This is a genomic window from Streptomyces sp. NPDC043952 (assembly GCF_056435325.1).
In genome coordinates, this window is the sequence record NZ_JBWKES010000001.1 from 92,830 (window position 1) to 119,052 (window position 26,223).

Consider the following 26,223-nt stretch of genomic DNA (forward strand, 5'->3'; position numbering starts at 1 on the left):
ATCCGACTGGCGATGACACGTCATCGACGATGACATCGCGGTGTCATCGCGGATACGCCGTGACAGGACGGAGGGTGGGCTGTGTGCCCGTCGCCCGAGCAAGCCGCGGCGGGCGACATCCAGTCCGACGAGGGAAAGGACGGCGATGCCTGCGCGCACTTCCAGCCGACGGGCCCGCTACGACCGGTGGTTCGCCACTCCGCAGACCGTGGTTGTCCAGCCCACGACCTGGTGCAACCTCGACTGCCGCTACTGCTACCTGCCCTTCCGCAAGCTCAAGCGCCAGATGCGCCCGGAGGTCGCCGCCGCCCTGGCGACGTCGATCGCCCAGCTGACCACCGACGGCGGCCCTCGGATCGGGGTCGTCTGGCACGGCGGAGAGCCCCTCGCGACCGGCACGCACAGGTTCCGAGCGCTCCTCGCTCCTTTCGAGGACCTGCGCCGTGCGGGCCGTGTCCGCCACTACGTGCAGACCAACGCCACTTTGCTCACCGACGCCTGGTGCGAGTTGCTGACCGCGTACGACGTCTGCGTGGGCGTGAGCATCGATGGCCCCGCTTCCGCGAACCACGACCGGATCGACCCGCACGGCAAGCCCGCTCTCGACCGGACCCTCCTCGGCATCCGGCGCCTGCGCGAGCACGGCATCCCGTTCTCCGCGATCTCGGTCGTCACCGCCGAGTCCATCGGCAGGCCCGAAGCTCTGCTGGAATTCCTGGCGGAGCTGGGCTGCCGGTCGGCCGGCTTCAACGTCGAGGAGGTCGAAGGCGTCAACACCGGACGACAGGTGCCCACACTCGAACAGGCCGAGGACTTCTGGCGCCGTACCCTCACCTGGAGCCGCACCCACCACGATCGCCTGCGGGTTCGAGAACTGGAGCGTCTCGCCGAGTACTTACACCTGGTCCGATCCGGACAACGCGCCGTATGGAACCAGCGGCGCCTCGATCCGATCCCTACCGTCTCCGTCACCGGTGACGTGGTGCTGCTCTCCCCCGAGCTCGGGGACACCAGCGACGCCGCGTACGACGACTTCCGCGTAGGCAATGTCCTCCACGACTCCCTGGCCGACCTCATGAACGGCGCGCACCAGGTGAGGTACGTCCGCGACTTCCTCACTGGCCTGGAGCGCTGCCAGACGGAGTGCGAGGTCTTCGGCTTCTGCCGCGGCGCGCAGGCTGCCAACCGCTACTTCGAGAACGGCAGCTTCGAGTCCACGGAGACCAACTACTGCCGGGTCTCCCGGCAGGCCCTTGTCCTGGCCCTGTCCAGCTTTCCCGCCACGGAGAATGCGGCATGACACTCCTCGACGGATTGGCCGCCTCCGACGCGCCCGCCGTGATGGACTTGCTCTCCACCCATGTCGCTCCGGCCCCCGTGACCGCTGGCGGGGCGTGGAACAACCAGCCCACGTGGGACAACTGGCAGAAGAGTCCGGCTCCTTTCGACAACAGGCCCACGTGGGACAACTGGCAGAAGAGTCCGGCTCCTTTCGACAACAGGCCCACGTGGGACAACTGGAACAAGAAGTGACACGCACCGTCGGGGGCACGCCCGCGCGAGGGCGCGCCCCCGACGCCGTACAGATCCACCTCGCTGGAAGGCACCTCGATGGGAAACCGCACGATCCGCCGCACGAGTGTGACCCTGCCCTCCCTGGACGAGCCCGGTCTGTACCTGTCCAACGTGGCCTCCCTCGAAGGCGGACGCGGCAGGGTCACGGAGTTCCACTACGGCGACATGGACCTGCGTGCCCTGGACCTGGCAGACACGCACCTGATCAACGGACGCGTCGCCGAGCTCAGGACCCAGCGCGCCCGGCTGGACGAGGTCCGTACCGACTCGGTCGAGTTCACCGGCTGCGACCTGACCTCTCTGCACTGGTCCGGCTCCAAGGTCACCCGCACGGTCTTCCGCGACTGCAAGCTCATGGGCGCCGTCCTGGAGGACGTCACCCTCGACAACGTCCTGTTCGAGAACTGCAAGCTCGACTACGGCACCCTTACCCGTGTCCGGGCCGCCGGGCCCGTGATCTTCACCCGGTGCTCCCTGCGGGAGACCGCATTCGCCGCGGTGGACCTGAGCGGGGCCGCGTTCGACGACTGCGAGCTGCGGCTGACCGAATTCAGCGGTGGCAAGCTCCGCGGCCTGGATCTGCGCGGCAACGACCTCTCCCGGCTCCGGGGCCTCGCCTCGCTCAGGCAGGTGATCATCGACCACGGACAGGTGCCGCAGCTGGCCGAGGCGCTCGCCGCGGAGCTCGACGTCACCTACGGCGAAGACCTCGACGGATAACACCCCACCCACCCTGGGAGGCCGGCCATGGGGCCCCGACTCCTGTTCCGGACGCTCGATGACCTACGCGGCCGGTGCGACACCGCATCGGTCAGGCAGATCCGCGACACGCCCGGTTATGACGACAACGCTCTCGTCCCCGGCCGCCACTGGTCACCCATGACCACCGACGACGCCGAGCACCTTCGCGCCGACAACACGACACCGGGCAGCACCCTGATCGAACTCGTGCGCCAACCACTACCCGACTTCGAACCGGACGACCTGGCGGGCCGTCGCCGGGCCGCCGCACTCCTCGTCCCCCTGGACGGCCGCTGGCCCGCCGCGCTCCTGGGCTGCGTGTCAAGCCCGGAGAACCGGCTCACCACCACCGAGGACCTCACCGCCGACCGCCGTATCGGCCTGCACGTCGACAACTTCGACCGGCTGTCCTATGCCCGCCGCCACCAGGGCCGCCGACGGCTCTGTCTCAACCTCGGCCCAGGTGCGCGATACCTGCTCGTCTGCGACCACGACGTCCAGGAAATCTGCCGCACCCTTTACACGGACGCCGACCTGGAGCGGCACTACCCCCACACCGAGGACGTACGCCGGTACGCCGCCGCGGGACACCCGCTGCGCTGCCTGCGTATCCGCCTCGAACCGGGTGACGGGTACATCGCCCCGACGGAGCTCCTGCCCCACGATGGCTCCACCGCCGGGATCGACGAGCCGTCCGTCGCCGCCTTCTGGCTGGACGGTCACCGAGCACGGGAGAAGGGCGCCGCCGCCCTGCCGCCTGCCGGCGGTGGCACCCTCGTGGGCGCGGGACGGATCAGCCGCTGTCCAAGCCGTCGATCAGGCGGTTGAGGAAGCGGGTGAAGGTGGCTTCGGGGGTGAGGGGGCGGGTGGGGGCGGAGAGGGCCTCGGCGAGTTCGGGGTGGCGGCCGTCCGCGGCGACGGCGGCCAGGTAGCGGGCCTCGGCCGCGGCCCGGTCGGGGGACTGCGCGGCCGCGGTCCGCGCGAGCGCTGGCCGAGCCGGTGGACGTCCTCGGGCCGGTCTTCGCGCGGTTGACCGTCTCCGCGGACACCGGGCACGCCGACGTCTTCGCCCGCCTGTGCGACGTGGACGCACAGGGCCGCTCCGTCAACGTCTGCGACGGGCTGGGCCGGCTGCGGACGGGCGGGCAGGAGCCCTCGCGGCTCACCGTGCCGATGAGCGCGACCGCCCACCGGTTCGCCGCCGGCCACCGCATACGCTGGCAGATCAGCGGCGGCGCCCATCCGCGCTACGCCCGCAATCCGGGCACCGGACAGTCGCCGGTGGACGCCACCGCCTTCACACCGGTGCGCATCACGCTCCATGCGGACTCGGCGCTGCTGCTCGCGATGGACGCCGGCGGATCCGGGACCGAGGCGTCGTAACCCGCCACGACGCGGCGGCGCACGCCGGGGCGCCCCGCGGCCCGAGGGGCGGGGCCGGGACGCGGAGGCCCGGATGGTCAGGCGGAGATGCCGTCGATCCGGGCCATGGCGTCGTCCGCGCCGTACGGTTGCAGGTAGGGCAGCCAGCGCGGGTCCCTGTGACCGGTGCCGATGATGCGCCAGGCCAGACCGGTGGGCGGGGCCGGTTTGTGGCGCAGGCGCCAGCCCAGTTCGACGAGGTGGCGGTCGGCCTTCACGTGGTTGCAGCGGCGGCAGGACGCCACCACGTTGTCCCAGACGTGCTTGCCCCCGCGGCTGCGCGGGATGACGTGGTCGACGCTGGTTGCGACGCCACCGCAGTACATGCACCGGCCCCCGTCCCGTGCGAACAGCGCACGGCGGGTGAGCGGGACGGGCCCTCGGTAGGGGACCCGGACGAATCGCTTGAGCCGGACCACGCTGGGTGCGGGGACTGTGACGGTCGCGCTGTGCATGAAGGCGCCGGATTCCTCCAGGCAGACGGCCTTGTTCTCCAGGACGAGGATGAGCGCGCGGCGGAGCGGTACGACGCCGAGCGGCTCGTACGACGCGTTGAGGACCAGGACATGCGGCACGGGTGCCTCCTTGGGCGTCGGCGGCGCGTGGCTCGCGCCGGGACGATCTGCGGCCAGTCTCCCCTCATGCCTGGTGGTGGCGCCACCATGTCCCGGTAACGGGCTGGGAGTGTTTTCGACCACAGGTGATACATCCCCGCGATCACGGCCTGTTCAAGCCAGGGTGAGCCGTGTCTCTCCTGCGTCCCTCCTTGGCGGATCCGCACAAGGCACGCACAATGCCCCGTTAGTGTGGTGGTGCTGGCCGTCCGGTGATCTTTTCGTGACCTTCGCAGACCCTGCCCGCCCCACCGGTACGGACCGTGCAGCACCTGGAGGTACCTGCCGTGTCGTCCTTGCCCGTGGTTCTGCTGGCCGCCGGTGCGTCACCGTCCTCGTCCCCGTCGCCATCGCCCTCGCCGTCCGGTACGGCGCCCGCGGTGCCGACGCTCCAGGACGCGCAGGAGAGCGCGACGAACGCGGCGAGCTGGGTCGAGCAGAACTGGTCGACGTGGCTCGCCATGGGGCTCCAGATCCTGCTGATCATCGTGGTGGCGGTCGCGCTGCGCTCGATCGTGCGGCGGGCGATCACCAAGCTGATAGAGCGGATGGCCCGCACCGCGCAGGCCGTGGACGGCACCGCGCTCGGCGGGCTGCTGGTCAACGCGGAGCGGCGGCGGCAGCGGTCGGCGGCGATCGGGTCCGTGCTGCGCTCGGTGGCGAGCTTCCTGATCCTCGGTACGGCGGCGCTGATGGTGCTGTCCACCTTCAAGATCAACCTGGCGCCGCTGCTGGCGTCCGCCGGTGTCGCCGGTGTCGCGATCGGTTTCGGCGCGCGGAACCTGGTCACGGACTTCCTGTCCGGCGTGTTCATGATCCTGGAGGACCAGTACGGCGTCGGCGACGTGATCGACGCGGGTGTGGCCACCGGCGAGGTGATCGAGGTCGGTCTGCGGGTGACGAAGCTGCGCGGCGCCGAGGGCGAGATCTGGTACGTCCGCAACGGCGAGGTCAAGCGGATCGGCAACCTGTCCCAGGGCTGGGCGACGGCCGGGGTCGACGTGACCGTGCGGGCCAGCGAGGACCTGGACAAGGTCAAGGCGACGCTGGACGAGGTCGCCGAGAAGACGAGCAAGGAGGAGCCCTGGAACGAGCTGCTGTGGGGCCCGATCGAGGTCCTCGGCCTGGACTCCGTGCTCATCGACTCCATGGTGGTCCGGGTCTCCGCCAAGACCATGCCGGGCAAGTCCGTCGCCGTCGAGCGTGAGCTGCGCTGGCGCATCAAGCGCGCGTTCGACGCCGCGCACATCCGGATCGTGGGCGGCGCGACGGCGGCCGAGGACGTGGAGGACGCCCCCGACCCGACGGCCGCGGTGGCCGCCCCCTCCGCCTTCGCCAACGCCGACTCCCCGCAGTCGGTGGCGACGACCCCGCTCACGACCCAGCGGACGGCTCCGCCGCGGAAGTAGCGAAACGGTCCAGCACACTCGTTCGAGTGAAGAGGCGGGGCATCCCGGCGCGGCGGCGCTCGGGGTGCCCCATCGTTGTGTCCATGGACATCAGCGGTGCTGCGCCTTCGGACCTCATGGCGCGGCTGGAGCCGGACCGCCTCCTGGCGGCGTACGAGGCGGTGTCGCCCATGCCCGTACGCCCCGAGTTCCTCGAAGGCCGCGCCCGCCTGCCGCAGTCACCACCCGACCACGGGCACGCCGGCGCGGTCATGAACCTGCTCCTCCAGTTCCGGTCGGCAGCGGTCCCGGACGCCAGCACGGGCAACGGATACCGGTTCACCGACCGGACCGGCGCCACGGCCGCGCTGCTCGCCCCCGACATCTACGTCCTGAACCGCGAGGCGACCAGCGCGGACGAGGTCCATTACGCGAGATATCCGGGCTGGTACCCCGGCGACATGATCGACCTGGTCGGCGAGGTCACCTCCACCGACCACGAAACCGACAGCGGTCCCAGACTCCGCGCCTACGCCGCCGCCGGCATCCCCGTCTACGTCCTCATCAACCGCAACACCAGGACGGCCCACTGCTTCACGGATCCGGTTCCGCCCGGCACCGGCTCCCCCGACGCCTCCCACGAGAACGACATCAAGGTCCACCTCGGCGACCCCCTCCCCCTCCCCGCGCCGTACCCCACCCTCGACACCAGCCCCTTCCGCCAAGCCTGAGGCCTGAGGCCCCGAGGTAACGACTCTGTTGCCTCACAGCTCCCGCGTATTGACGCCCCCTCCCCCGCGGGCTTACGTTCGGGCGCAATAGGAAAGTTTCCTAACAGTGAGGCAGGTGGCGGGAACCATGACAGGAGCGGCCGGTACGCCGGGGACGCCGCGCGTGCTGCGCGCGATGAACGACCGGGCCGCACTCGATCTGCTGCTGGAGCACGGCCCGCTGTCCCGTACCCGGATCGGGAATCTGACCGGGCTGTCCAAGCCCACCGCCTCCCAGCTGCTGGCCCGTCTGGAGGCCGCGGGGCTGGTCCGGGTCACCGGGACCAGCGAGGGCCGGCCGGGGCCCAGCGCCCAGCTGTACGCGGTCAATCCCGGTGCCGCCTACGCCGCCGGCCTCGACGTCGCCCCCGACCGCATCCGCGCCGCCGTCGCCGACATCACCGGCCGCACGATCGGCGAGTACGAGCTGCCCACCCCCGGCAGAAGGCCCGCGCAGCCCGTCGTACGGCAGGTCACCGACGCCCTCGACGGCGCGGTGAAGGCCGCCGGGCTCGCGCGCGGCGAGCTGCACCGCGTCGTCATCGGCACCCCCGGCGCCTTCGACCCGAACACCGGCCGGCTGCGCTACGCCTCGCACCTGCCCGGCTGGCACTCCCCCACGCTGCTCGACGAGCTGGCCGCCGCGCTGCCGATGCCGGTGGAGTACGAGAACGACGTCAACCTCGTCGCCCTCGCCGAACAGCGCCTCGGCGCCGCCCGCGGCCACGGCGACTTCGTGCTGCTGTGGAACGAGGAGGGCATCGGCGCCGCCCTCGTCCTCGGCGGGCGGCTGCACCGCGGCTGGACCGGCGGCGCCGGCGAGGTCGGGTTCCTGCCGGTGCCGGGCACGCCCCTGGTGCGCCAGGTGACCCGCGCCAACAGCGGCGGCTACCAGGAGCTGGCCGGCGCCCAGGAGCTGCCGAAGCTGGCCCGTGAACTCGGCGTCCCGGACGTGCCGCCGGGGCCGTACACCGAGGCGGCGCGCGAGCTGCTGGCGCGCGCCGCCGATCACGCGGGCGGCGGCCCGCACCGGGAGCTGCTCCAGACGTACGCGACCCGCCTCGCCACCGGTCTCGCCGCCCTCGTCTCGGTCCTCGACCCGGAACTCGTCGTCCTCAGCGGCTCCGCCCTCACCGCCGGCGGCGAGGTGCTGCGCGCCCTGATCCAGGCCGAGCTGGAGGAGCTGGCGGCGGCCCGGCCCCGGCTCGTCCTCGGCGACATCCGCGAACACCCCGTCCTGCGCGGCGCGTTGGAGGCCGCGCTCGCCACCACCCGCGACGAGGTCTTCGACACCTCCCGCTGACCGGCCCCCGAGCCCCGAGCCCCGGCCCGAGAACACACCGCCAACCGCCACACCCCCGAGTACCGCCCGCGCCGCGCCCTCCCCACTCCGACCCGACCGTCCTGGGAGATCCCGCCATGCCCACCGCAGCACCCGCAGTCACCAGAGCCACCCGCACCGCCGCCTCCGCCCTCGCCGCCTGTGCCGTGCTGCTGGCCGTCGGCTGCACCGGGCAGTCCGGCGCGGGCGCCACGGACGACCCCACCAAGGACACGACGATCAACTTCTGGCACGCCTGGAGCGCGCCGAACGAGGTCGCGGCGGTCAAGTCGCTGGTCGCCGGGTTCGAGAGGGCGCACCCCAACATCCATGTGCACATCGTCGGCAACATGACCGACGACAAGATCAACCAGGCGCTGCGCGCGGGCGGCGTCGACGCCCCGGACGTGATCTCCTCCTTCACCACGAACAACGTGGGCAAGTTCTGCTCCTCGGGCGCGCTGATCGACCTCGACCCCTTCCTGAGGAAGTCGGGCATCGATCCGGCGCGGACCTTCCCGAAGGCGATGAACGAGTACACCCGGTTCGACGGCGACCGCTGCACCGTGCCGCTGCTCGGGGACGCGTACGGGCTGTACTACAACAAGACGGCATTCGCGAAGGCCGGGATCGGGCAACCCCCGAAGACCTGGAGCGAGTTCGAGGCCGACGCCAGGAAGCTGACCATCCCGGACGGGGACTCGTACAGACAGCTCGGGTTCATGCCCGACTACCACGGCTGGGAGACCACCACCGAGCACTACTTCGGCCAGTTCTCGCCGACGTACTTCACCAAGGACGGGAAGTCGAACGTCGCCAAGGACCCCGGTTTCAAGGAGGGTTACACGCTCCAGAAGCGGCTGGTGGACGAACTCGGCGGATTCCGGAGGCTGGAGCGGTTCCGCGCCACCCTCGGCGACGAGTGGGGCGCCAGACACCCCTTCCACACCGGGCAGGTGGCGATGCAGCTGGACGGCGAGTGGCGGCTCGGGATGGCCGAGCAGGCCAAGCCGAAGTTCGCGATAGGCGTCGCGCCGCTGCCCGTACCGGACGACCAGAAGGACCAGTACGGCAAGGGCTACCTCACCGGCACCATCACCGGCATCGCCGCCACCAGCCACAAGCAGAACGCCGCCTGGGAGTTCGTCAAGTACATCAGCACGGACACGGACGCCGTGGTCGGCTTCGCCAACGACATCCACAACGTGCCGTCCACCCTCGCCGCCCTCAAGTCCCCCAAGCTGAAATACGATCCGCGCTTCAAGACCTTCTTGGACATCGCCGCCGACCCCGACTCCACCACCACGCCGGCCTCCCCCAACGGCGGCCAGTACCTGGTGACGCTCCAGCAGCTGGGCTACGACTACGAGAGCGGCAGGGTCACGGATCTGGCGGCCGGTCTGAGGAAGGCCGCCGCGCAGATCGACACGGACATCGCGCAGGCGCAGTAGCCGATGAGCACGGTCACTCTCGCCGCCAAGCGCCGCCGGTCGGCCCTGCGGACGCTCGCCTTCCTGTCGCCCTGGCTGATCGGCTTCGCGGTGTTCTTCGCCTACCCGCTGATCTCCACCGTCTACTTCTCCCTCATGCACTACGACGGCTTCCGGCCACCCACGTGGAGCGGCGGCAAGAACTGGGCCTACGTCTTCGAGCACTACCCGCTGTTCTGGCCCGCGCTGCGCAACACCCTGTGGCTGGTCGTGGTGATGGTGACCCTGCGCGTAGCCTTCGGGCTCGGCATCGGGATGCTCATCACGAAGATCAAGACGGGTACGGGCGTCTTCCGTACCCTGTTCTACCTGCCCTACCTCGCCCCGCCGGTCGCCGCCACCATGGCCTTCGCGTTCCTCCTCAACCCCGGTACCGGGCCGGTGAATTCACTCCTGGAGAAGGCCGGGATCCCGGCGCCCGGCTGGTTCGACGACCCCGACTGGTCGAAGCCGGCGCTGACCCTGCTCGCGCTGTGGGGCGTCGGCGATCTGATGGTGATCTTCATGGCCGCGCTGCTCGACGTGCCGAAGGAGCAGTACGAGGCGGCCGAGCTGGACGGCGCCTCCGCTTGGCAGCGGTTCCGGTACGTGACGCTGCCGAACATCTCCCCGATCGTGCTGTTCGCCGTCGTCACCGGCGTGATCCAGGCCATGCAGTACTACACGGAGCCGCTGGTCGCGGGGAAGGTCGCCTCCGGGGTGATCCAGGGCGCCGGCGCCCAGTTCGAGCCCGGCTACCCGGACAAGTCCACGCTCACCCTGCCCCAGCTCGTCTACAACCTCGGCTTCCAGCGCTTCGACTACGGCTCCGCGTGCGTCGTCGCCCTCGTACTCTTCGCCCTGTCCATGGCGTTCACCGCGCTCCTGATGCGGCGCCGGGGCGGTCTGATCCAGGCAGGTGACTGACCATGACCCAAGTGCTCGCCAAGCCCGCCGAGTCGGCGCCGGCGTCCGCGACCGCGCGGCGGACCGCCCGGCGCAAGGAACTGCTCCAGTGGATCGCGGTGCACTCCCTCGGCGTCGCCGCCGCCCTCTTCTTCGTCCTGCCCTTCGTGTTCGTGCTGCTGACCTCGCTGATGAGCGACAGCCAGGCACTGAGCCGCGACCTGATCCCGGACACCTGGGAATGGGGCAACTACCGCACCGTCTTCGACACGCCCGGCTTCCTCACCTGGTGGCGCAACACGCTGCTCTACGCCGGTCTCGGCACCGCACTGACCGTGGTGTCCTCGATCCCCGTGGCGTACGCGCTCGCCAAGTTCCGCTTCAAGGGCCGCAACCTGGCCCTGATGCTGGTGATCTCGATGATGATGCTGCCCCCGCAGGTCGTCGTCATCCCGATGTACCTCTTCTGGGCGAAACAGCTGGGCCTGTCCGGGACGCTGTGGCCGCTGATCATCCCGATGGCGTTCGGCGACGCGTTCTCCGTTTTCCTGCTGCGCCAGTTCCTGACGACGATCCCGGACGAGTACGTCGACGCCGCCAGGGTGGACGGCTGCGGCGAACTGCGCACCCTCGTCCGGGTGGTGCTGCCGATGGCCAGGCCCGGCATCGCCGCCGTGGCCCTCTTCCAGTTCTTCAGCGCCTGGAACGACTACTTCGGGCCCCAGATCTACGCCTCCGAGAACCCCGGCGCCTGGACGCTGAGTTACGGCCTGGAGTCCTTCAAGGGCGCGCACCACACCGACTGGAACCTCACCATGGCCGCGACGGTCCTGGTCATGGCCCCCGTGATCGTCGTGTTCTTCTTCGCCCAGAAGGCATTCGTCGAAGGCGTCACGCTCACCGGAGTGAAGGGTTGATCTCTGTATGAAACTCACCGTGGTCGGCGGCGGCTCGACCTACACCCCCGAACTGATCGACGGCTTCGCCCGGCTCAGGGACACCCTGCCCGTCGCGGAACTGGTCCTGGTGGACCCGGACGCCGAACGTCTCGAACTGGTCGGCGGCCTCGCCCGGCGGATCTTCGCCAAGCAGGGGCACGGCGGGAAGATCGTGACCACCGCCGACCTGGACGCGGGCGTCGAGGGCGCCGACGCCGTGCTGCTCCAGCTCCGCGTGGGCGGGCAGGCGGCCCGGCAGCAGGACGAGACGTGGCCGCTGGAGTGCGGCTGCGTCGGCCAGGAGACCACCGGCGCGGGCGGCCTCGCCAAGGCGCTGCGCACCGTACCCGTCGTACTGGACATCGCCGAGCGGGTCCGGCGCGGCAATCCGCGCGCCTGGATCATCGACTTCACCAACCCGGTCGGCATCGTCACCCGCGCCCTGCTGCACGCCGGACACCGCGCCGTCGGCCTGTGCAACGTGGCGATCGGGCTCCAGCGCACGTTCGCCGACCGCCTCGGGGTGACCCCGCGGGACGTGCACCTCGCGCACGTGGGGCTCAACCACCTCACCTGGGAGACCGCGGTGCGGCTCGGCGGGCCCGAGGGCGAGAACGTGCTGCCCAAGCTGCTCGCCGAGCACGGCGACGCCATCGCCGACGACCTGCGCCTGCCGCGCGCTCTCCTCGACCGCCTCGGCGTCGTCCCCTCGTACTACCTGCGCTACTTCTACGCCCACGACGAGGTCGTACGGGAGCTGCGCACCAAGCCCTCACGGGCCGAGGAAGTGGCGCGGATGGAGCGGGAGCTGCTGGCGATGTACGGCGATCCGGCCCTGGACGAGAAGCCGGCGCTGCTCGCCAAGCGGGGCGGGGCGTACTACTCGGAGGCCGCGGTGGACCTGGCGGCGGCGCTGCTCGGCGGGGGCGGCAGCCCGTACCAGGTGGTGAACACGCTGAACAGGGGCACGCTGCCGTTCCTCGCCGACGACGCGGTGATCGAGGTGCAGGCGGCGGTCGGCCCGACCGGTGCCGCGCCGCTGCCGGTGCCGGAGGTGGACCCGCTGTACGCGGGGCTGATCGCCAACGTGACGGCGTACGAGGAGCTGGCACTTCAGGCGGCGCTGCGCGGCGGCCGGGACCGGGTCTTCCGCGCCCTGCTCGCGCACCCGCTGATCGGACAGTACGACTATGCCGAGACCCTGACCGACAGACTGATCGCACACAACCGGGAGCATCTCGCGTGGGCCTGACCTCGACCGGAACCGCGAGCGTGCTCGCCATCGACGCGGGCAACAGCAAGACCGACGTGGCCGTGGTCGGCGCCGCGGGCGAGGTGCTGGGCACGGCACGCGGCGGCGGGTTCCGGCCCCCGGCGGTGGGGGTGGCGGCGGCCTTCGACGCGCTCGCCGAGCCGGTGGCGCGGGCGCTGGCGGAGGCGGGCCTGGACCGCGTCACCCATGTGTCCGCGTGTCTGGCCAACGCCGATCTGCCCGTGGAGGAGGAGCGGTTGGCGGCCGCGCTGCACGCGCGCGGCTGGGGCGGCTCGGTGGAGGTGCGCAACGACACCTTCGCGATCCTGCGCGCGGGCGTCGCCGAGCCGCGGGGCGTGGCGGTGGTCTGCGGGGCGGGCATCAACTGCGTGGGGATGCGGCCCGACGGCCGTACCGCCCGCTTCCCGGCCATCGGCCGCATCTCCGGTGACTGGGGCGGCGGCTGGGGCCTCGCGGAGGAGGCGCTGTGGTGCGCGGCGCGGGCGGAGGACGGCCGGGGCGAGGCGACGGCGCTGGCCCGCGACCTGCCCGCCCACTTCGGGCTGCCTTCCATGTACGCGCTGATCGAGGCCCTGCACCTGGAGCACCTGGCGCCCGAGCGGCGGGGCGAGCTGGCGCCGGTGCTGTTCGCCACGGCGGCCGGCGGCGACCCGGTGGCCCGCGCGCTCGTGGACCGGCTCGCGGACGAGGTGGCGGTGCTGGCCACGGTCGCGCTCACCCGCCTGGAACTGCTGGACGAACCGGTGCCGGTGCTGCTCGGCGGCAGCGTGCTGACCGCCGGGCACGCCCAGCTCGACGACGGCATCCGGGCCCGGCTGGCGGCCCGCGCCCCCAAGGCCGCCGTGCGCGTCGTCACCGCGCGCCCGGTGCTCGGCGCCGCCCTGCTCGGGCTGGACCGGCTCGGGGCGCCGGCGGAGGCGCAGGAGCGGGCGCGGAGGTACTGGGAGGCGCTCTGAACTCCCTTGTGGAGAAACGGTTTCCTCGGGTGGTGGCACGGTCCGGCGCATGCCCCGCCCCGAGGAACCGAACACCTGATCCCGGCGTGTATAGGGGCAGCGCACACTGGTATCCACAAGATCCAGTGAAGGCCGGTGCGGAATGTCAGTCCGTGCGGCGATACTTGGCTGCGTACGGATGACCATGGGGGAGGTCGAGTGACACACCCGCCGCAGAGCGCAGCACCGCCGGTCGCGGGCTCCGCCGTGCCCGCCGCCCCCGGCATCCCCGCCCAGCCCGGCCGGCCGTCCCCGGCGCCGCCCCGCGCACCCCAGCCGCCCCAGGGGCCGCACTCGCGGCGGACCGCCTTCGCCGAGGGCGCCGGGAAGCTGCGGGCCGCCGCGAGCACCGAGCCGGGCCGGCTGCGCGTCATCGGGGCCGTACTCGCCCTGCTGGTCGTGGCGTTCGGCGCGGTCACCGCCTGGCAGAGCAGCGAGCGCGCAGCCGCCGCGGACGACGTGCTGCACCGCAGCCAGCCCCTCAGCTCCGGCGCCGCCGACATCTACCGCTCGCTGGCCGACGCCAACACCGCGGCCTCCAGCGGCTTCCTCGCGGGCGGCCAGGAACCGGCGGCCACCCGCGACCGGTACGAGAAGGACATCAGCGCCGCCGCCTCCGGCCTGGTCACGGCCGCCGCCAACGCCGAGCCGGGCAGCGCCTCCGAGGCCACCATCGCCCGGCTGAACCGGCTGCTGCCCGAGTACAAGGGCCTCGTCGAGCGGGCCCGCACCTACAACCGGCAGGGCTACCCGGTCGGCGGCGCGTATCTGCGGTACGCGAACGAGAAGATGCAGACGCAGATGCTCCCGGCCGCGGAAGACCTCTACACCAAGGAGAACGCGCGTCTGGACGCCGACTACGGGGACGCGACGCCGTACCCCTGGGCGGCCATCGCGCTCGGCGTGCTCACCCTGGCCGGCCTCGGCTGGGCGCAGCGCCGCGACTACCGGCGCACCAACCGCGTCCTCAACCACGGCCTGGTCGCCGCGAGTTCCGCCACCGTCGTCGCCCTGCTGTGGCTCACCGTCGGCCACACCGTCGCCCGCTCCGAGCTGACCGGCTCGTACGACCACGGCATCCGCTCCCTGACCGTCCTGCACGACGCCCGCATCGCCTCCCTGAAGGCGCGGGGCAACGAGAACCTGAGCCTGGTCGCGCGCGGCGCCGAGACCATCACGGTCGGCGGCAAGCAGTACGACACGTACTACTACGACTTCGACAAGGACATGGCCGTGCTCGGCAAGGGACTGGGCCGGGCGGAGCGGCTCGCCGACGACTCCGGCGGCACCGCCCCCGTCAAGGCCGCCGAGGCCGGCGCGGCGCTGTGGAAGCAGCGGCACACCGCGGCCCGCACCGAGGACGAGAACGGCGACTACCAGCAGGCGCTGGACAAGGTGATCGGCGCCAAAGGCACCACCGGCGAGTGCTTCGACGGTGTCGACAGCGACCTGGCCCGCGCGATAGGCCATGAGCAGGCCGAGTTCCAGCGGGCCGCCGCGCGCGGGCGGGACGCCATGACCGGGCTGCCCGTCGGCGCCGCCGCCCTGGCGGTGCTCGGCGCGGCGGGCGCGCTCGCGGGGATCGGCCGCAGGCTTTCGGAGTACCGGTGAGAAGGGGCGGGGCGATGGACGCGAGCCGGCTGCGCGGCTGGGGCGGGGTCGGCACGATGGCGCTCCTGTGCGCCCTGGCGCTGGCCTTCGTCCTGCTGCTGCCGTGCACCCAGGCCGCGCACCACCACCGCGCCCCGGACCGGGCCGGGCAGCAGCTCGCCGAGGGCAGCCAGGTGCGCGCCGGCTCCTGCCAGGACTCCGAGGCGCAGCAGCAGACCCTCGCCCCGTCCGGCGCCGACGGCCCGACCATCGACGCGATCAAGGCCCGCCAGGGGGCCCGGCGCAAGCTGATCGTGGGCGTCGACCAGAACAGCTACCGCTGGGGGTACCGCAACCCGAACACCGAGGGCGCCCAGCTGGAGGGCTTCGACATCGATCTGGTGCACCGCATCGCCCGTGACATCCTCGGCGACCCGGACGCGGTGCAGTTCAAGGCGATACCGACCAGCCAGCGCATCTCGGCGATCCAGGACGGCCGCGTGGACATGGTGGTCCGTACGATGACGATCACCTGCGAGCGGCTCGGCCAAGTGGCGTTCTCTGCGCCGTACTTCAAGACCGGGCAGCAGGTTCTCGCGCCCAAGTCGTCGCCGATCACCGGGTACAACGGCACGCTGGCGCACAAGAAGGTGTGCACGGCCTCCGGTTCGACGGGGTACGCGAAGCTGGCCGCGGACAAGAAGGCCGGGACCCTGCCCGCCTCCACCGACATCTCCACCACCGTGCCCAACCAGCTCGACTGCCTGGTGCGGCTCCAGCTCGGCGAGGTGGACGCGGTGGTCACCGACGGCGCCCTCGCCGCGAGCCAGGCCGCGCAGGACCCGACCGTGGAACTCAAGGGCGCGCCGTTCACGACCGAGTACTACGGAGTGGCGATGAAGAAGGACGCCTCCGATCTGGTGCGCCGGGTCAACCGGGTCCTGGTCGCCTACCGCGCGAGCGGCTGGCAGGCGTCGTACGACACATGGCTGTCGGCCACACTGGGAAAGGACTCCTCGGCGTCCAGGCCGCCCGCACCGCGGTATCTGCGCACCAGTTGAACCACGGCCGACGGAACACACAGCAAGCGAGAGGTGATCGATGGGCGTCACGGACCCCGCCGGGCCGGTGATGGACCGGGACGAGGTGGACCGTGCGCTGGCGCGGCTCGGCCAGGAGCACGAGGCGATCGAGACCTCGCTGCTCGCCCTCCAGGACCACGCGGGCCGCCGACTCCTGGAGGGCGCCGAACTGTCCGGCGTCACACGGGAGCGCTGGCAGGCCACCGAGGCGCGGATCACCCTGCTGTGGTCGTACTTCGACGCGTATACGGCCGCATTGCGCGGCGCCCGCGAGATCCGCGCCCGGCGCCGCTGGTCCAGCCGGGAGGACCTGGCCGAGCTGACCGGGCTGCTGCGCGGCACCTCCGTGACGGTCGCCGGCCCCGGCAACGGCAGGCTCAGCGAGAGCTTCTCGCTGGCCGAGCTGGTGGACCGGATGAACGAGATGTACGCGACCAGCCTGGACCTGGTCGTCGCCGCCGACGCGGTCTGGTCGGCACTGCCCGCGCGGATCGACCTCCTCGCCGCCGAGCTTCAGCGCACCCGGCAGCTCGCGCACTCCGTCGGCGTGCGCCCCGGCGAGCACCCGGCCGGTGACGACCTGGAGCGGATCACCCGCACCCTGACCCGGCTGCGCGCGGACGTGATCCGCGACCCGCTCGCCTTCTGGGTGCCGGCCAAGGGCAGTTCCGCGCCCGGCGGCGGGCGCCCGGACACCACGGTGTACGACCGCGAGGCGCGCGCCCTGGAGGACGTGCGCCGGGAGATCGACGCGGTGCTGACCGTGCGCCAGGACGCCGAGGCCCGGCTGATCCGGCTGCGGGACGTCCTCTCGCGCGCGGACCGCACCCTCGCCGAGGCCCGCACCGCGCGCGGCGAGGTGCTGGCGAAGATCGCCGCCACCGAGGTGCCGGTGGTCAGCGGTCCGCCGACCGTGCTCCAGGAGCAGCTGGCGACGGCGGCCGAGTACCGGCGCAGCGCCCAGTGGCACCGGCTGTCCCCGCTGCTGGAGTCCCTGGAGCAGCGCGCCGAGGACGAACTGCTGCGCGCCCGCGAGCAGTTGACCGCGGTCACCGCGCCGCTCGCGGTCCGCGCCGAACTGCGCGGCCGGCTCGACGCCTACAAGGCGAAGGTCGCCCGGCACGGACTGGCCGAGGACCCGTTCCTGGTGGAGCGGTACGACGCCGCCCGGCGGATGCTGTGGAGCGCGCCCTGCGATCTGCGGGTGGCCGAGAGCGCGGTGCTGCGCTACCAGCGGGCGGCGGCCGAACTGCTGGAGGGCGCGCCCGAGGAGCGCAGGGGGGAGCAGGGATGAGCGGGGCCGGGCGGGCCTGTCAGCGGCCGGGCTGCGAGGGGTCGTACGAGGACGTCGGCGGCGGCGAGCTGTACTGCGGCACCTGCGGACTGGCGCCCGTGGTGTCGGCGACCGGGATGGTCGGCTCGCCGCCCACCGGTGTGACGCGGGGTGCCGCCGACAGCCGGGGTTCCGGCAGCGCCCGCAGCGCCCGCACCTCCTCGCAGTCGTCCAGGTCCCGGCGCTCGGTGTCCGGGCGGCTCTCGCGGTCCCTGTCGGGGGGCGCCGCCACCGCCCGCTCGGTGTCGGTGCGCAGCTCCGGCTCCGCGTCGGGGTCCTCGGGGCGCGGACGGCTCGGCGCGGGCCTGGTGGACGTCCCGCAGGTGCCGCGGCCCGACCCGCAGACCATGGTCCTGGACAACCCCGAGGTGCCCGAACGCAAACGGTTCTGCTCCCGCTCGGACTGCGGGGCGCCGGTCGGCCGGGCCCGCGGCGACCGGCCGGGCCGCACCGAGGGGTTCTGCACCAAGTGCGGCCACCCGTACTCCTTCGTGCCCAAGCTGAAGGCCGGGGACATCGTGCACGGCCAGTACGAGGTCGCGGGCTGCCTCGCGCACGGCGGCCTGGGCTGGGTCTACCTCGCCGTGGACCGGGCCGTCTCGGACCGCTGGGTGGTACTCAAGGGCCTGCTGGACACCGGGGACCAGGACGCGATGGCCGCCGCGATCTCCGAGCGGCGCTTCCTCGCGGAGATCGAGCACGCCAACATCGTGCGGATCTACAACTTCGTGGAGCACCTGGACCAGCGCACCGGCTCCCTCGACGGCTACATCGTCATGGAGTACGTGGGCGGCAAGTCCCTCAAGGAGATCGCCAACGCCCGCCGCACCCCGGAGGGCAGGCGCGATCCGCTGCCGGTGGAGCAGGCGTGCGCGTACGGCATCGAGGCGCTGGAGGCGCTCGGCCACCTGCACAGCCGCAACCTGCTGTACTGCGACTTCAAGGTCGACAACGCCATCCAGACCGAGGACCAGCTCAAGCTGATCGACATGGGCGCGGTGCGCCGCATGGACGACGACGAGTCCGCGATCTACGGCACGGTCGGCTACCAGGCCCCCGAGGTCGCCGAGACGGGCCCCTCGGTGGCGAGCGACCTGTACACCGTGGGCCGCACCCTCGCGGTGCTGACCTTCGACTTCCAGGGCTACACCAACGTCTACGCCGACTCGCTGCCGGACCCCGAGACCGTCGACGTCTTCCGCGGCTACGAGTCCTTCTACCGGCTCCTGGTGCGCGCCACCGACCCCGACCCGGCCCGCCGCTTCGGCTCCGCGCGGGAGATGGCGGAGCAGCTGACGGGGGTGCTGCGGGAGGTCGTGGCGCTGCGCAGCGGCCGGGCGCGGCCCGCCCTGTCGACCCTGTTCGGGCCCGAAATGCGGGTCACGGACACGGAGTTGTTCCCCCGCCTGTACGGGGAGGTGTCCCGCCTCGGGGCCCGCACGATCCCGGCACGGAGAGGCGGTCGGTACGGCCGTCCCGCCACCGCGACCACCCCGGCGCCGACCACCGCCCTGGGGCCGACCGCTCCGGCACCGGCCGCTCCGGCGCCGACCGTCCCGGTGCCGGCCGCCCTGGTCAAGCCGCTCGACGTCGCCGCCGCGGCCCTCGCGCTGCCCGTGCCCCTGGTCGATCCGGCCGATCCCAACGCCGGGTTCCTCGCGGGCCTCGTGGCGTCCGCGCCCGCGGAACTGCTCGGGGCGCTGACGGCGGTGCCCGCGCAGAGCGTGGAGACGCGGCTGCGGCAGGTGCGGGCGCGGCTGGAGACCGGGGACCACTACGCCGCCGCGACCGGGCTCGCCGCGCTGGACGAGGAGCGGCCCGAGGACTGGCGGGTGGTCTGGTACCGGGGCCTGGCCGCGCTGGCCACCGGCGACTTCGAGGGCGCCGCGCTCGCCTTCGACGCGGTCTACGACGCCTTCCCCGGCGAGGCCGCGCCCAAGCTGGCGCTGGGCGCCTGCGCCGAGGTGCTGGGCCAGTTGGACAACGCGGCCGACTACTACCACCTGGTGTGGACGACCGATCCCAGCTATGTGAGCGCCGCGTTCGGGCTCGCGCGGGTGCGGCTCGCCGCCGGGGACCGGCAGGGCGCGGTGCGGGCGCTGGAGTCGGTGCCCGAGTCGTCCATCCACTACACGGCCGCCCGGATCGCCGCCGTACGGGCCCGGCTCAGAGGACGCGTCGCGGGCGCGGGTGACGTACCGTTCCTGGAGGACCTGACCGCCGCCGCCGGGCAGGTCGAGGCGCTCCAGGCGTACGGGCTCGACCCGGCGCGGCGCGAGGTGCTGTCGGCGGAAGTGCTCGGCTGTGCGCTGGACTGGATACTCTCCGGGGGCCAGGACACCGCCCGGCCGGCCGCCGGCGGGCGGGTGCTGCTGGGCAGCGGACTGGACGAGCGGGGCCTGCGCTTCGGCCTGGAGCGCGCCTACCGCGCGCTGGCCCGGCTGGCCCCCGGCGGCCAGGAGAGGATCGAACTGGTGGAACGGGCCAACCGTTACCGCCCCCGGACGTGGGTGTAGTTGATGTCGCAGATGCCCCAGCAGGCCGCACCGGCCACGTGCCCGAGCTGCGCGGAGCCCGTCGAACCGGACGACCTCTTCTGCGGTGCGTGCGGTCACGACCTCTCGGTGGTGCCCGCGCCGCCGCAGGACCACCCCACGCTGCCCATGACCGGACCGGCGACGCCCACCCCTCCGGCACCCGGCACCCCCAACACGCCCGGCCCCGCCGCGCCGGCCTCCGTCACGCCCGGTCCCGGCCCCGCCGCGCCCCACTCCCCCGCCCCCGGCGCTCCGGGCCCCGGCCCGTCCGCCCCCGGCGCCCAGAACTCGGGCACCCCGAACTCCGGTTCGCCGGACCCCAGTTCGCCGGGCCCCGGTTCCCCGGCCGCCGGGGACGACGTGGAGTGGCCCGCCCCCGAGCCCCCCGGCTCCGACTCCGCCTCCCCCACGACGCATCTGCCGACCGACCTGCCCGGCACCGACTCGGGCGGCCACCCGCTGCACCCCGGCGCGCCCGAGGCACCCGCGGGTCAGCCCGCGTCCGGCGTCCGCTTCGACCGCCCGGCGGAACCCGAGGAGTACCCCTTGCAGGCCCCCGACCCCCGCGCGGCGGACGAGACCCCCGCGCCCGAGCAGCAGCCCGCGCCGCCCGCCACGACCTGTGTCGCCTGCCGCGCCGGCCGCGTGGACAGCGACGGCTACTGCGAGAACTGCGGGCATGCCCAGCCCCGCGAACGCGACCACATGGAGCGGGAGTCGGGCCCGGCCGCCGCCGTCAGCGACCGCGGGCTGCGCCACCACCGCAACGAGGACTTCTTCGCCCTCGGCCACACCACGCTGCCCGACGGCAGCCCCGCCACGCACGCCGTCGTCTGCGACGGCGTCTCCTCCGCGACCCGCCCCGACGAGGCGTCGGCCGCCGCCGCGCGCGCGGCCGGCGACATCCTGCTCGCCGCCCTGCCGCGCGGCACACATCCGCAGGCGGCCATGCACGAGGCGATCGTCGCCGCCGCGCAGGCCGTCGACGCGCTCGCCGGGGAACCGGACGCGGCCCGCGAGCACGACCCGCACCACAACGCCCCGGCCTGCACCATCGTCTCCGCCGTGGTCGCCGCCGGGCTCCTGGTGGTCGGCTGGGTCGGCGACAGCCGCGCCTACTGGGTGCCGGACGACCGCAGCGCGCCGCCCGCCCGGCTGACCGAGGACGACTCCTGGGCCGCGCAGATGGTCGCCGCCGGACTGATGAGCGAGGCCCAGGCGTACGCCGACGAGCGCGCCCACGCCATCACCGGCTGGCTCGGCGCGGACGCCTATGAACTGGACCCGCACACCGCGTCGTTCAAACCGGACCGGCCCGGCGTGGTGGTGGTGTGCACCGACGGGCTGTGGAACTACGCCGAGACGGCGCAGGAGATGGCCGAGACGATCCCGGCGGACGCCGCCGTCCGGCCGCTGCACAGCGCCCGCGTCCTGGTCGGTCACGCCCTGGACGGCGGGGGCCACGACAACGTAACAGTGGCCGTGCTGCCGTTCCCGGCACCGCCGCGGGGGGCAGGATCGGCCTGAGGCCACGGGGCCACGGGCCGGAGGGGACCGGCCCGTACACGGCACCGCCGCGCGTAAGCGGGGTGGTGGAGGGGGATTTGAGTTCGTATGGCCAATTTTGCGAAACCGAGCGTGCCACGGTTCTCGGTGGACGTGTACCAGAACGAGTACCTGCCCGAGGGCGGCCGCGAGGTCAACGCCATCGTCACGGTGACGGCGACGGGGGGCGGCACGCTGGGCGGGGGCCTGGTCCCGGCCGCCGCGGGGCGACCCTCCGCCGCCGTGGCGATCATGGTCGACTGCTCGGGCTCCATGGACTACCCGCCGACGAAGATGCGCAACGCGCGGGACGCCACGGCCGCCGCGGTGGACACCCTGCGCGACGGCACCCACTTCGCGGTGATCGCCGGCACCCATGTGGCCACCGAGGTCTATCCCGGCGGCGGCCGCCTCGCGATCGCGGACCCCGCCACCCGTGCGGCGGCCAAGCAGGCGCTGAGCCGCCTCACCGCGGGCGGCGGTACGGCCATCGGCACCTGGCTGCGCCTCGCCGACCGGCTGCTGTCCTCGGCGGACGCCACCCTGCGGCACGGCATCCTGCTCACCGACGGGCGCAACGAGCACGAGTCGCCCGAGGAGCTGCGCGCCGCCCTGGACGCCTGCGCCGGGCGGTTCACCTGTGACGCGCGGGGCGTGGGCACCGACTGGGAAGTGAAAGAAGTCACAGGGCTCGCCTCCGCGCTCCTCGGCACCGCCGACATCGTCGCCGATCCGGCCGGCCTCGCCGCCGACTTCACGCGGATGATGGAGACGGCGATGGGCAAGGAGGTCGCCGACGTCGCCCTGCGGGTGTGGACGCCGGTCGGCACCGCCATCCGCTTCCTCAAGCAAGTCGCCCCGGCCGTCGAGGACTTGACCGGCCGCCGCGCCGAGGCCGGACCACGCGCCGGGGACTACCCGACCGGTTCCTGGGGCGACGAGTCCCGCGACTACCACCTGTGCGTGGAGGTCCCCCCGGCCGGCCTGGGCCGCGAAATGCTGGCCGCGCGGGTGTCGTTGGTGGTCCCGCAAGCGGACGGTACGGCACAGAACCTCGGCGCGCAGGGCCTCGTACGGGCCGTGTGGACCGACGACATGGCGGCCTCCACCGCGATCAGCCCCCAGGTCGCCCACTACACCGGCCAGGCCGAACTGGCACATGTCATTAAACAAGGGCTCGATCTGCGCAAAGCGGGCGATTTCGACGGCGCAACGGCCAAACTGGGGCGGGCGGTTCAGCTGGCGAGCGCCTCGGGGAACGCGGATACTGCGAAACTGCTTTCGAAGGTGGTGGACGTGGTCGACGCCGCGACAGGTACTGTGCGGTTGAAGACGAGGGTCGCGGAGGCGGACGAGATGACTCTGGAGACCCGGTCCACAAAGACTGTTCGTGTAAAGAAGTGACCCTGGAAGCGTCCCTGGCGATCCAGTTGGACCCGTAAAGGAAGAAGGGGAAGCACCGACATGCCGACCTGCCCGAACGGACACCAGTCGGGTTCCGACGACTGGTGCGAGGTCTGCGGTCACCGCATGGCCGGTGCCGTACCTCCGCCCCCGCCGCCCCCGCCGCCCGGCGGTTACGGCTTCCCGCCCCCGAGCGGCGACCGGCAGGGCGGGCGCCCCCCGGCCGCGGCCGGGGAGGCCGAGCTGTGCCCGCAGTGCCGTACGCCCCGCGAGGGCGGCGCGCCCTTCTGCGAGGAGTGCCGGTGGAACTTCCTGACCAACACCGCGACCTCGTACACCCCGGCGGCCCCGCGGCCCTCGGGCGGCCCGCACTTCCAGCCGCCGAGCACGCCGTTCGGCGGCCGTGACGGGTACGAGTACCAGGGCTCGCGGCCCTCGCAGGTGAACCGTCCCGCCGAGCCGATCCCGCCGTTCGGCAGCGAGCCGTCGGGCCCGACCCCGTTCGACCGCACCCCGCCGAGCCCTCCGACCTCCCCCGGCCCGCCGGCCCCGCCCGCCTTCGGCCGGGTTCCGGGCCAGGGCGCACCCGGCGCACCGTCCGGCCCCGGCCAGGGCCCCGGCGGCGGCTACGGCTACCCCCAGCCCGGCAACCCGCAGTCCCCGCCCCCGCCGCCCGGCTTCGGCGACCGGGGCCCCGGCGCTCCGGCCGGCGGTCCGGCAGGCGGCCCCTCGGGTCCCGGCCAGGGTCCCGGCGGCCAGGGCCAGAACGGCGGCTACGGCTATCCCCAGCCCGGTGGCACCCAGGCCCCGCCCCCGCCGCCCGGCTTCGGCGGCGACCGCGCTCCGGCCGGCCGCCCCTCCCCCTTCGGCAACCCTCCGGGCCAGGGCCAGGGTCCGGGCGCCGGTGGTCCGGCGGGCGGTCCCTCGGGTCCCGGCCAGGGTCCCGGCGGCCAGGGCCAAAGCGGCGGCTACGGCTACCCCCAGCCCGGCAGCTCCCAGACCCCGCCCCCGCCGCCCGGCTTCGGCGACCGGGGCCCCGGCGCTCCGGCCGGCGGCCCCTTCGGCGGCGGTCCCGGCCAGGGCCCCTTCGGCGGCGACCCCTCCCGTCCCGCGGGCCCCGGCGGTCCCGGACAGGGTCCCGGTGGCCCCAGCGGTCCCGGTGGCGCCCCGCAGGCGTTCCCGTCGGCCGGTGGCCCGCCCGCGCCCCCCGCGTTCCCGCAGGAGACCGGCCGTCCCCCGGCGGGCGGCCCGCCCGGCGGTCCCTCCTTCGGCGGCGGTGACGACGACTGGGTGATCTCCCCGCCGTCGTCCGCCGACCCCTCCGGCCCCGGCCAGGGCGGCGGCTACGGCTACCCCCAGCCCGGCGACACCCGGACCCCCTCGGGACCGGGCTTCCAGAAGGCCCCCGCGGGCCCCGGCTTCCCGGACGCGCCGGGGCAGTCCACCTGGACCGCCACCATCGGCCCGGACCGCGAGTACTTCATGGCGATGATGCAGCGCTCCGGCCCCGAGGCCACGGGCCTGAACCTGCCCGCGTACTCCCCCGAGCAGCAGCGCACCCTCACCGGCGACCAGGTGACGATCGGCCGCCGCCGGCACTCCACCGGCGACACCCCGGACATCGACCTGGCCGTGCCGCCGGAGGATCCGGGCGTCTCGCACCAGCACGCGATGCTGGTGCAGCAGCCGGACGGCAGCTGGGCGGTGGTCGACCAGAACTCGACCAACGGCACCACGGTCAACATGTCGGAGGAGCCGATCCAGCCGTTCGTGCCGGTTCCGCTGCGCGACGGCGACCGGGTGCACGTGGGCGCCTGGACGACGATCACCGTCCGCCGGAGCTGAGTTCCGGCGGCAAAGCGGTCACGGGAGGGGCCAGGCGTACGGCCCCTCCGGGTCGTCCAGCCAGGCCCAGCCGCGACCGCCGGCGAGCGTGACGCCGTACCGGTCGCGCTCCGGCTCCTCCTCGCGCTGCCACAGCGCGTACGCCTCCTGCGGGTCCAGCGTGCCGCTGCTCAGTGCCCGCAGGAAGCGGAAGGTGTCCTGCTCGCGGGCCCGGCGCGGCAGCCCCGCGAAGCCGGTCTGCGCCGGCTCCGCCCGGCCTTGCCCGCGCAGCGGCACGAAGTAGGCGGCCGTGGCGAGGAATCGGCCCTCGGCGTGCTCCGCGTCCCGCACGGTGAGCGCGAGCAGTCCGGTCGCCAGCGGGAGCAGGACGCGGGCGCCGGGGCGGCACTGGGCGAGCCAGGCGCGCGGCACCGTGGGCAGCGCGCAGGTCGCGATGATCCGGTCGAAGGGGGCGCGTTCGGGCACCCCGCGCGCCCCGTCCCCGGTGACGACCACCGGCCGGTACCCGGCCGCGGCCAGATGCGCCCGCGCGGCCTCGGTGATCTCCGGCTCCAGCTCGACGCTGGTGACGAGGTCGTCGCCGAGCCGGTGCGCCAGCAGGGCCGCGTTGTATCCGGTGCCGGCGCCCACCTCCAGGACCCGGTCGCCGTCCTCGACCTCCAGCGCGGCCAGCATCCGGGCCATCAGGGAGGGCTGGCTGCTGGAGGACAGCAGCTCGCCGTCGCGCAGCCGGGTGGCCAGCGGCTCGTCCGCGTAGGCGCCGCGCACCCAGCGCTCGCGCTCCCGCGGGTCGGGGCTCTCGCCCCAGCGCCGCTGGTAGCCGCGCGGCCCGGCGACGAAGTAGTACGGCACGAACAGCTGCCTGGGCACCTGTTCGAACGGCTCCCGCCACCGCGGGTCCGCCGCGAAGGCACCCTCCGCCGCGATCTCCCGCACCATCCCGGCCCGCGCGGCGGCGGCCAGTGCCCCGGTCCGTGCGTCGTCACCGCCCATACCCCCACGGTAAGCACCGGCGAGGACGGTCCTAAGCCTGGAGACCCGGGCCGCCCGGTCTGAGACCATGGACGGGTGAATGAGATTCGGCGCGGCACGCTTCAGGAGCAGACCTTCTACGAGCAGGTCGGCGGGGAGGACACCTTCCGCCGGCTCGTCCACCGTTTCTACGAGGGGGTAGCCGGGGACCCCGAGCTGCGGGCGATGTACCCGGAGGAGGACCTGGGCCCGGCGGAGGAGCGCCTGACGCTCTTCCTGATGCAGTACTGGGGCGGCCCCACCACCTACAGCGAGCGCCGCGGCCACCCCCGGCTGCGGATGCGGCACGCCCCCTTCGCGGTGGACCGGGCGGCGCACGACGCCTGGCTGCGGCACATGCGGGCGGCCGTGGACGACCTGGGCCTGTCCGAGGAGCACGAGCGGACGCTGTGGAACTACCTGACGTACGCCGCCGCGTCGATGGTCAACACCCCGGACTGAGC

23 protein-coding genes and 2 pseudogenes are annotated in these 26,223 nt (G+C 73.2%); 21 read left to right on the forward strand and 4 right to left on the reverse strand.

All coding sequences use genetic code 11. The annotated features are described in order from the left end of the window. The first annotated feature begins 145 nt into the window (after positions 1-145). From amcB to AC069R_RS00430, 4 genes are all read left to right on the forward strand, one after another. Entirely contained in the window at positions 146-1,300 is a 1,155-nt protein-coding gene (amcB, locus tag AC069R_RS00415) for a cyclophane-forming radical SAM peptide maturase AmcB (RefSeq protein ID WP_478763245.1), read from the forward strand. Beyond that, entirely contained in the window at positions 1,297-1,533 is a 237-nt protein-coding gene (gene amcA, locus AC069R_RS00420) for a multiple cyclophane-containing RiPP AmcA (RefSeq protein ID WP_478763246.1), read from the forward strand. Before amcB ends, amcA begins: the two co-directional genes overlap by 4 nt. 78 nt (positions 1,534-1,611) lie before the next feature. Further along, positions 1,612-2,295, forward strand: a complete 684-nt coding sequence (locus AC069R_RS00425; RefSeq protein WP_478763248.1) for a pentapeptide repeat-containing protein — start codon at positions 1,612-1,614, stop codon at positions 2,293-2,295. A 159-nt stretch (positions 2,296-2,454) separates the two neighbouring features. Beyond that, positions 2,455-3,144: a hypothetical protein gene (locus AC069R_RS00430; RefSeq protein ID WP_478763249.1), complete on the forward strand. Its 690-nt coding sequence runs from the start codon at positions 2,455-2,457 to the stop codon at positions 3,142-3,144. Here the strand turns inward: AC069R_RS00430 and AC069R_RS00435 are convergent. Continuing rightward, a pseudogene (locus AC069R_RS00435) lies at positions 3,110-3,301 on the reverse strand (TetR/AcrR family transcriptional regulator); the annotation flags it as partial. The gene AC069R_RS00430 and the pseudogene AC069R_RS00435 overlap by 35 nt on opposite strands. A 2-nt stretch (positions 3,302-3,303) precedes the next feature. Here AC069R_RS00435 and AC069R_RS00440 point away from each other — a divergent pair. Next, positions 3,304-3,699, forward strand: a pseudogene (locus AC069R_RS00440) (CocE/NonD family hydrolase); the annotation flags it as partial. Positions 3,700-3,776: 77 nt separating this feature from the next. On the opposite strand, the gene AC069R_RS00445 reads toward AC069R_RS00440, so the two are convergent. Next, positions 3,777-4,313, reverse strand: coding sequence for an HNH endonuclease (locus AC069R_RS00445; protein WP_478763250.1), 537 nt, complete (start codon positions 4,311-4,313; stop codon positions 3,777-3,779). 326 nt (positions 4,314-4,639) lie between these two features. Between AC069R_RS00445 and AC069R_RS00450 the strand changes: the two genes are divergently transcribed. From AC069R_RS00450 to AC069R_RS00500, 11 genes are all read left to right on the forward strand, one after another. Beyond that, positions 4,640-5,761 carry a mechanosensitive ion channel family protein gene (locus AC069R_RS00450; RefSeq protein ID WP_478763252.1) on the forward strand — a complete coding sequence of 374 codons (1,122 nt, stop codon included), beginning with the start codon at positions 4,640-4,642 and terminating at the stop codon, positions 5,759-5,761. A gap of 83 nt (positions 5,762-5,844) precedes the next feature. Further along, a complete protein-coding gene (locus AC069R_RS00455; RefSeq protein WP_478763254.1) occupies positions 5,845-6,471 on the forward strand; it encodes a Uma2 family endonuclease in 627 nt (208 codons plus the stop codon). Positions 6,472-6,598: 127 nt separating this feature from the next. Further along, the gene (locus AC069R_RS00460) at positions 6,599-7,813 is read left to right on the forward strand and encodes an ROK family transcriptional regulator (RefSeq protein WP_478763256.1); all 1,215 of its coding nucleotides are present in this window, start codon (positions 6,599-6,601) and stop codon (positions 7,811-7,813) included. Between the two features lie 116 nt (positions 7,814-7,929). After that, the gene (locus tag AC069R_RS00465; RefSeq protein WP_478763257.1) at positions 7,930-9,282 is read left to right on the forward strand and encodes an ABC transporter substrate-binding protein; all 1,353 of its coding nucleotides are present in this window, start codon (positions 7,930-7,932) and stop codon (positions 9,280-9,282) included. Positions 9,283-9,285: 3 nt separating this feature from the next. Continuing rightward, positions 9,286-10,227 (forward strand): carbohydrate ABC transporter permease, encoded by a 942-nt coding sequence (locus AC069R_RS00470; RefSeq protein WP_478763258.1) that lies wholly within the window; start codon positions 9,286-9,288, stop codon positions 10,225-10,227. A gap of 2 nt (positions 10,228-10,229) precedes the next feature. Then, on the forward strand, positions 10,230-11,123 hold the full coding sequence (locus AC069R_RS00475; RefSeq protein ID WP_478763259.1) for a carbohydrate ABC transporter permease: 894 nt from the start codon (positions 10,230-10,232) through the stop codon (positions 11,121-11,123). A gap of 7 nt (positions 11,124-11,130) precedes the next feature. Further along, a complete protein-coding gene (locus AC069R_RS00480) occupies positions 11,131-12,396 on the forward strand; it encodes a 6-phospho-beta-glucosidase (protein ID WP_478763261.1) in 1,266 nt (421 codons plus the stop codon). Continuing rightward, positions 12,387-13,373 carry an N-acetylglucosamine kinase gene (locus tag AC069R_RS00485; RefSeq protein WP_478763263.1) on the forward strand — a complete coding sequence of 329 codons (987 nt, stop codon included), beginning with the start codon at positions 12,387-12,389 and terminating at the stop codon, positions 13,371-13,373. Before AC069R_RS00480 ends, AC069R_RS00485 begins: the two co-directional genes overlap by 10 nt. Positions 13,374-13,571: 198 nt before the next feature. Next, a complete protein-coding gene (locus AC069R_RS00490; RefSeq protein WP_478763265.1) occupies positions 13,572-15,023 on the forward strand; it encodes a hypothetical protein in 1,452 nt (483 codons plus the stop codon). Between the two features lie 14 nt (positions 15,024-15,037). Beyond that, a complete protein-coding gene (locus AC069R_RS00495) occupies positions 15,038-16,063 on the forward strand; it encodes a glutamate ABC transporter substrate-binding protein (protein WP_478763267.1) in 1,026 nt (341 codons plus the stop codon). Positions 16,064-16,103: 40 nt separating this feature from the next. Continuing rightward, the gene (locus AC069R_RS00500) at positions 16,104-17,378 is read left to right on the forward strand and encodes a coiled-coil domain-containing protein (protein WP_478763269.1); all 1,275 of its coding nucleotides are present in this window, start codon (positions 16,104-16,106) and stop codon (positions 17,376-17,378) included. A gap of 19 nt (positions 17,379-17,397) precedes the next feature. On the opposite strand, the gene AC069R_RS00505 is transcribed toward AC069R_RS00500, so the two are convergent. Then, a complete protein-coding gene (locus tag AC069R_RS00505) occupies positions 17,398-17,649 on the reverse strand; it encodes a hypothetical protein (protein WP_478763270.1) in 252 nt (83 codons plus the stop codon). Positions 17,650-17,659: 10 nt separating this feature from the next. On the opposite strand from AC069R_RS00505, the gene AC069R_RS00510 reads away from it, so the two are divergent. From AC069R_RS00510 to AC069R_RS00525, 4 genes are all read left to right on the forward strand, one after another. Then, entirely contained in the window at positions 17,660-19,933 is a 2,274-nt protein-coding gene (locus AC069R_RS00510) for a serine/threonine-protein kinase (protein WP_478763272.1), read from the forward strand. A 3-nt stretch (positions 19,934-19,936) separates the two neighbouring features. Then, positions 19,937-21,481, forward strand: coding sequence for a PP2C family protein-serine/threonine phosphatase (locus AC069R_RS00515; protein ID WP_478763274.1), 1,545 nt, complete (start codon positions 19,937-19,939; stop codon positions 21,479-21,481). 87 nt (positions 21,482-21,568) lie between these two features. After that, positions 21,569-22,903, forward strand: a complete 1,335-nt coding sequence (locus AC069R_RS00520) for a vWA domain-containing protein (protein WP_478763276.1) — start codon at positions 21,569-21,571, stop codon at positions 22,901-22,903. A gap of 60 nt (positions 22,904-22,963) precedes the next feature. Then, complete coding sequence (locus tag AC069R_RS00525; RefSeq protein WP_478763277.1) at positions 22,964-24,748, forward strand: FHA domain-containing protein; 1,785 nt, start codon at positions 22,964-22,966, stop codon at positions 24,746-24,748. An 18-nt stretch (positions 24,749-24,766) separates the two neighbouring features. Here AC069R_RS00525 and AC069R_RS00530 read toward each other — a convergent pair whose 3' ends face one another. Continuing rightward, positions 24,767-25,741 (reverse strand): methyltransferase domain-containing protein, encoded by a 975-nt coding sequence (locus AC069R_RS00530; protein ID WP_478763279.1) that lies wholly within the window; start codon positions 25,739-25,741, stop codon positions 24,767-24,769. Between the two features lie 75 nt (positions 25,742-25,816). Between AC069R_RS00530 and AC069R_RS00535 the strand changes: the two genes are divergently transcribed. Beyond that, positions 25,817-26,221, forward strand: coding sequence for a globin (locus AC069R_RS00535; RefSeq protein WP_397985897.1), 405 nt, complete (start codon positions 25,817-25,819; stop codon positions 26,219-26,221). Positions 26,222-26,223 lie beyond the last annotated feature (2 nt).

Excerpts from the sequence above, each read along its gene's own strand:
- amcB (WP_478763245.1), top strand. The coding sequence starts at position 146 with ATGCCTGCGCGCACTTCCAGCCGACGGGCCCGCTACGACCGGTGGTTC.
- AC069R_RS00525 (WP_478763277.1), top strand. The coding sequence starts at position 22,964 with ATGCCGACCTGCCCGAACGGACACCAGTCGGGTTCCGACGACTGGTGC.
- AC069R_RS00465 (WP_478763257.1), top strand. The coding sequence starts at position 7,930 with ATGCCCACCGCAGCACCCGCAGTCACCAGAGCCACCCGCACCGCCGCC.
- AC069R_RS00475 (WP_478763259.1), top strand. The coding sequence starts at position 10,230 with ATGACCCAAGTGCTCGCCAAGCCCGCCGAGTCGGCGCCGGCGTCCGCG.
- amcA (WP_478763246.1), top strand. The coding sequence starts at position 1,297 with ATGACACTCCTCGACGGATTGGCCGCCTCCGACGCGCCCGCCGTGATG.
- AC069R_RS00430 (WP_478763249.1), top strand. The coding sequence starts at position 2,455 with ATGACCACCGACGACGCCGAGCACCTTCGCGCCGACAACACGACACCG.
- AC069R_RS00455 (WP_478763254.1), top strand. The coding sequence starts at position 5,845 with ATGGACATCAGCGGTGCTGCGCCTTCGGACCTCATGGCGCGGCTGGAG.
- AC069R_RS00500 (WP_478763269.1), top strand. The coding sequence starts at position 16,104 with ATGGGCGTCACGGACCCCGCCGGGCCGGTGATGGACCGGGACGAGGTG.
- AC069R_RS00460 (WP_478763256.1), top strand. The coding sequence starts at position 6,599 with ATGACAGGAGCGGCCGGTACGCCGGGGACGCCGCGCGTGCTGCGCGCG.
- AC069R_RS00470 (WP_478763258.1), top strand. The coding sequence starts at position 9,286 with ATGAGCACGGTCACTCTCGCCGCCAAGCGCCGCCGGTCGGCCCTGCGG.
- AC069R_RS00425 (WP_478763248.1), top strand. The coding sequence starts at position 1,612 with ATGGGAAACCGCACGATCCGCCGCACGAGTGTGACCCTGCCCTCCCTG.
- AC069R_RS00520 (WP_478763276.1), top strand. The coding sequence starts at position 21,569 with ATGGCCAATTTTGCGAAACCGAGCGTGCCACGGTTCTCGGTGGACGTG.
- AC069R_RS00495 (WP_478763267.1), top strand. The coding sequence starts at position 15,038 with ATGGACGCGAGCCGGCTGCGCGGCTGGGGCGGGGTCGGCACGATGGCG.
- AC069R_RS00480 (WP_478763261.1), top strand. The coding sequence starts at position 11,131 with ATGAAACTCACCGTGGTCGGCGGCGGCTCGACCTACACCCCCGAACTG.
- AC069R_RS00515 (WP_478763274.1), top strand. The coding sequence starts at position 19,937 with ATGTCGCAGATGCCCCAGCAGGCCGCACCGGCCACGTGCCCGAGCTGC.
- AC069R_RS00530 (WP_478763279.1), bottom strand. The coding sequence starts at position 25,741 with ATGGGCGGTGACGACGCACGGACCGGGGCACTGGCCGCCGCCGCGCGG.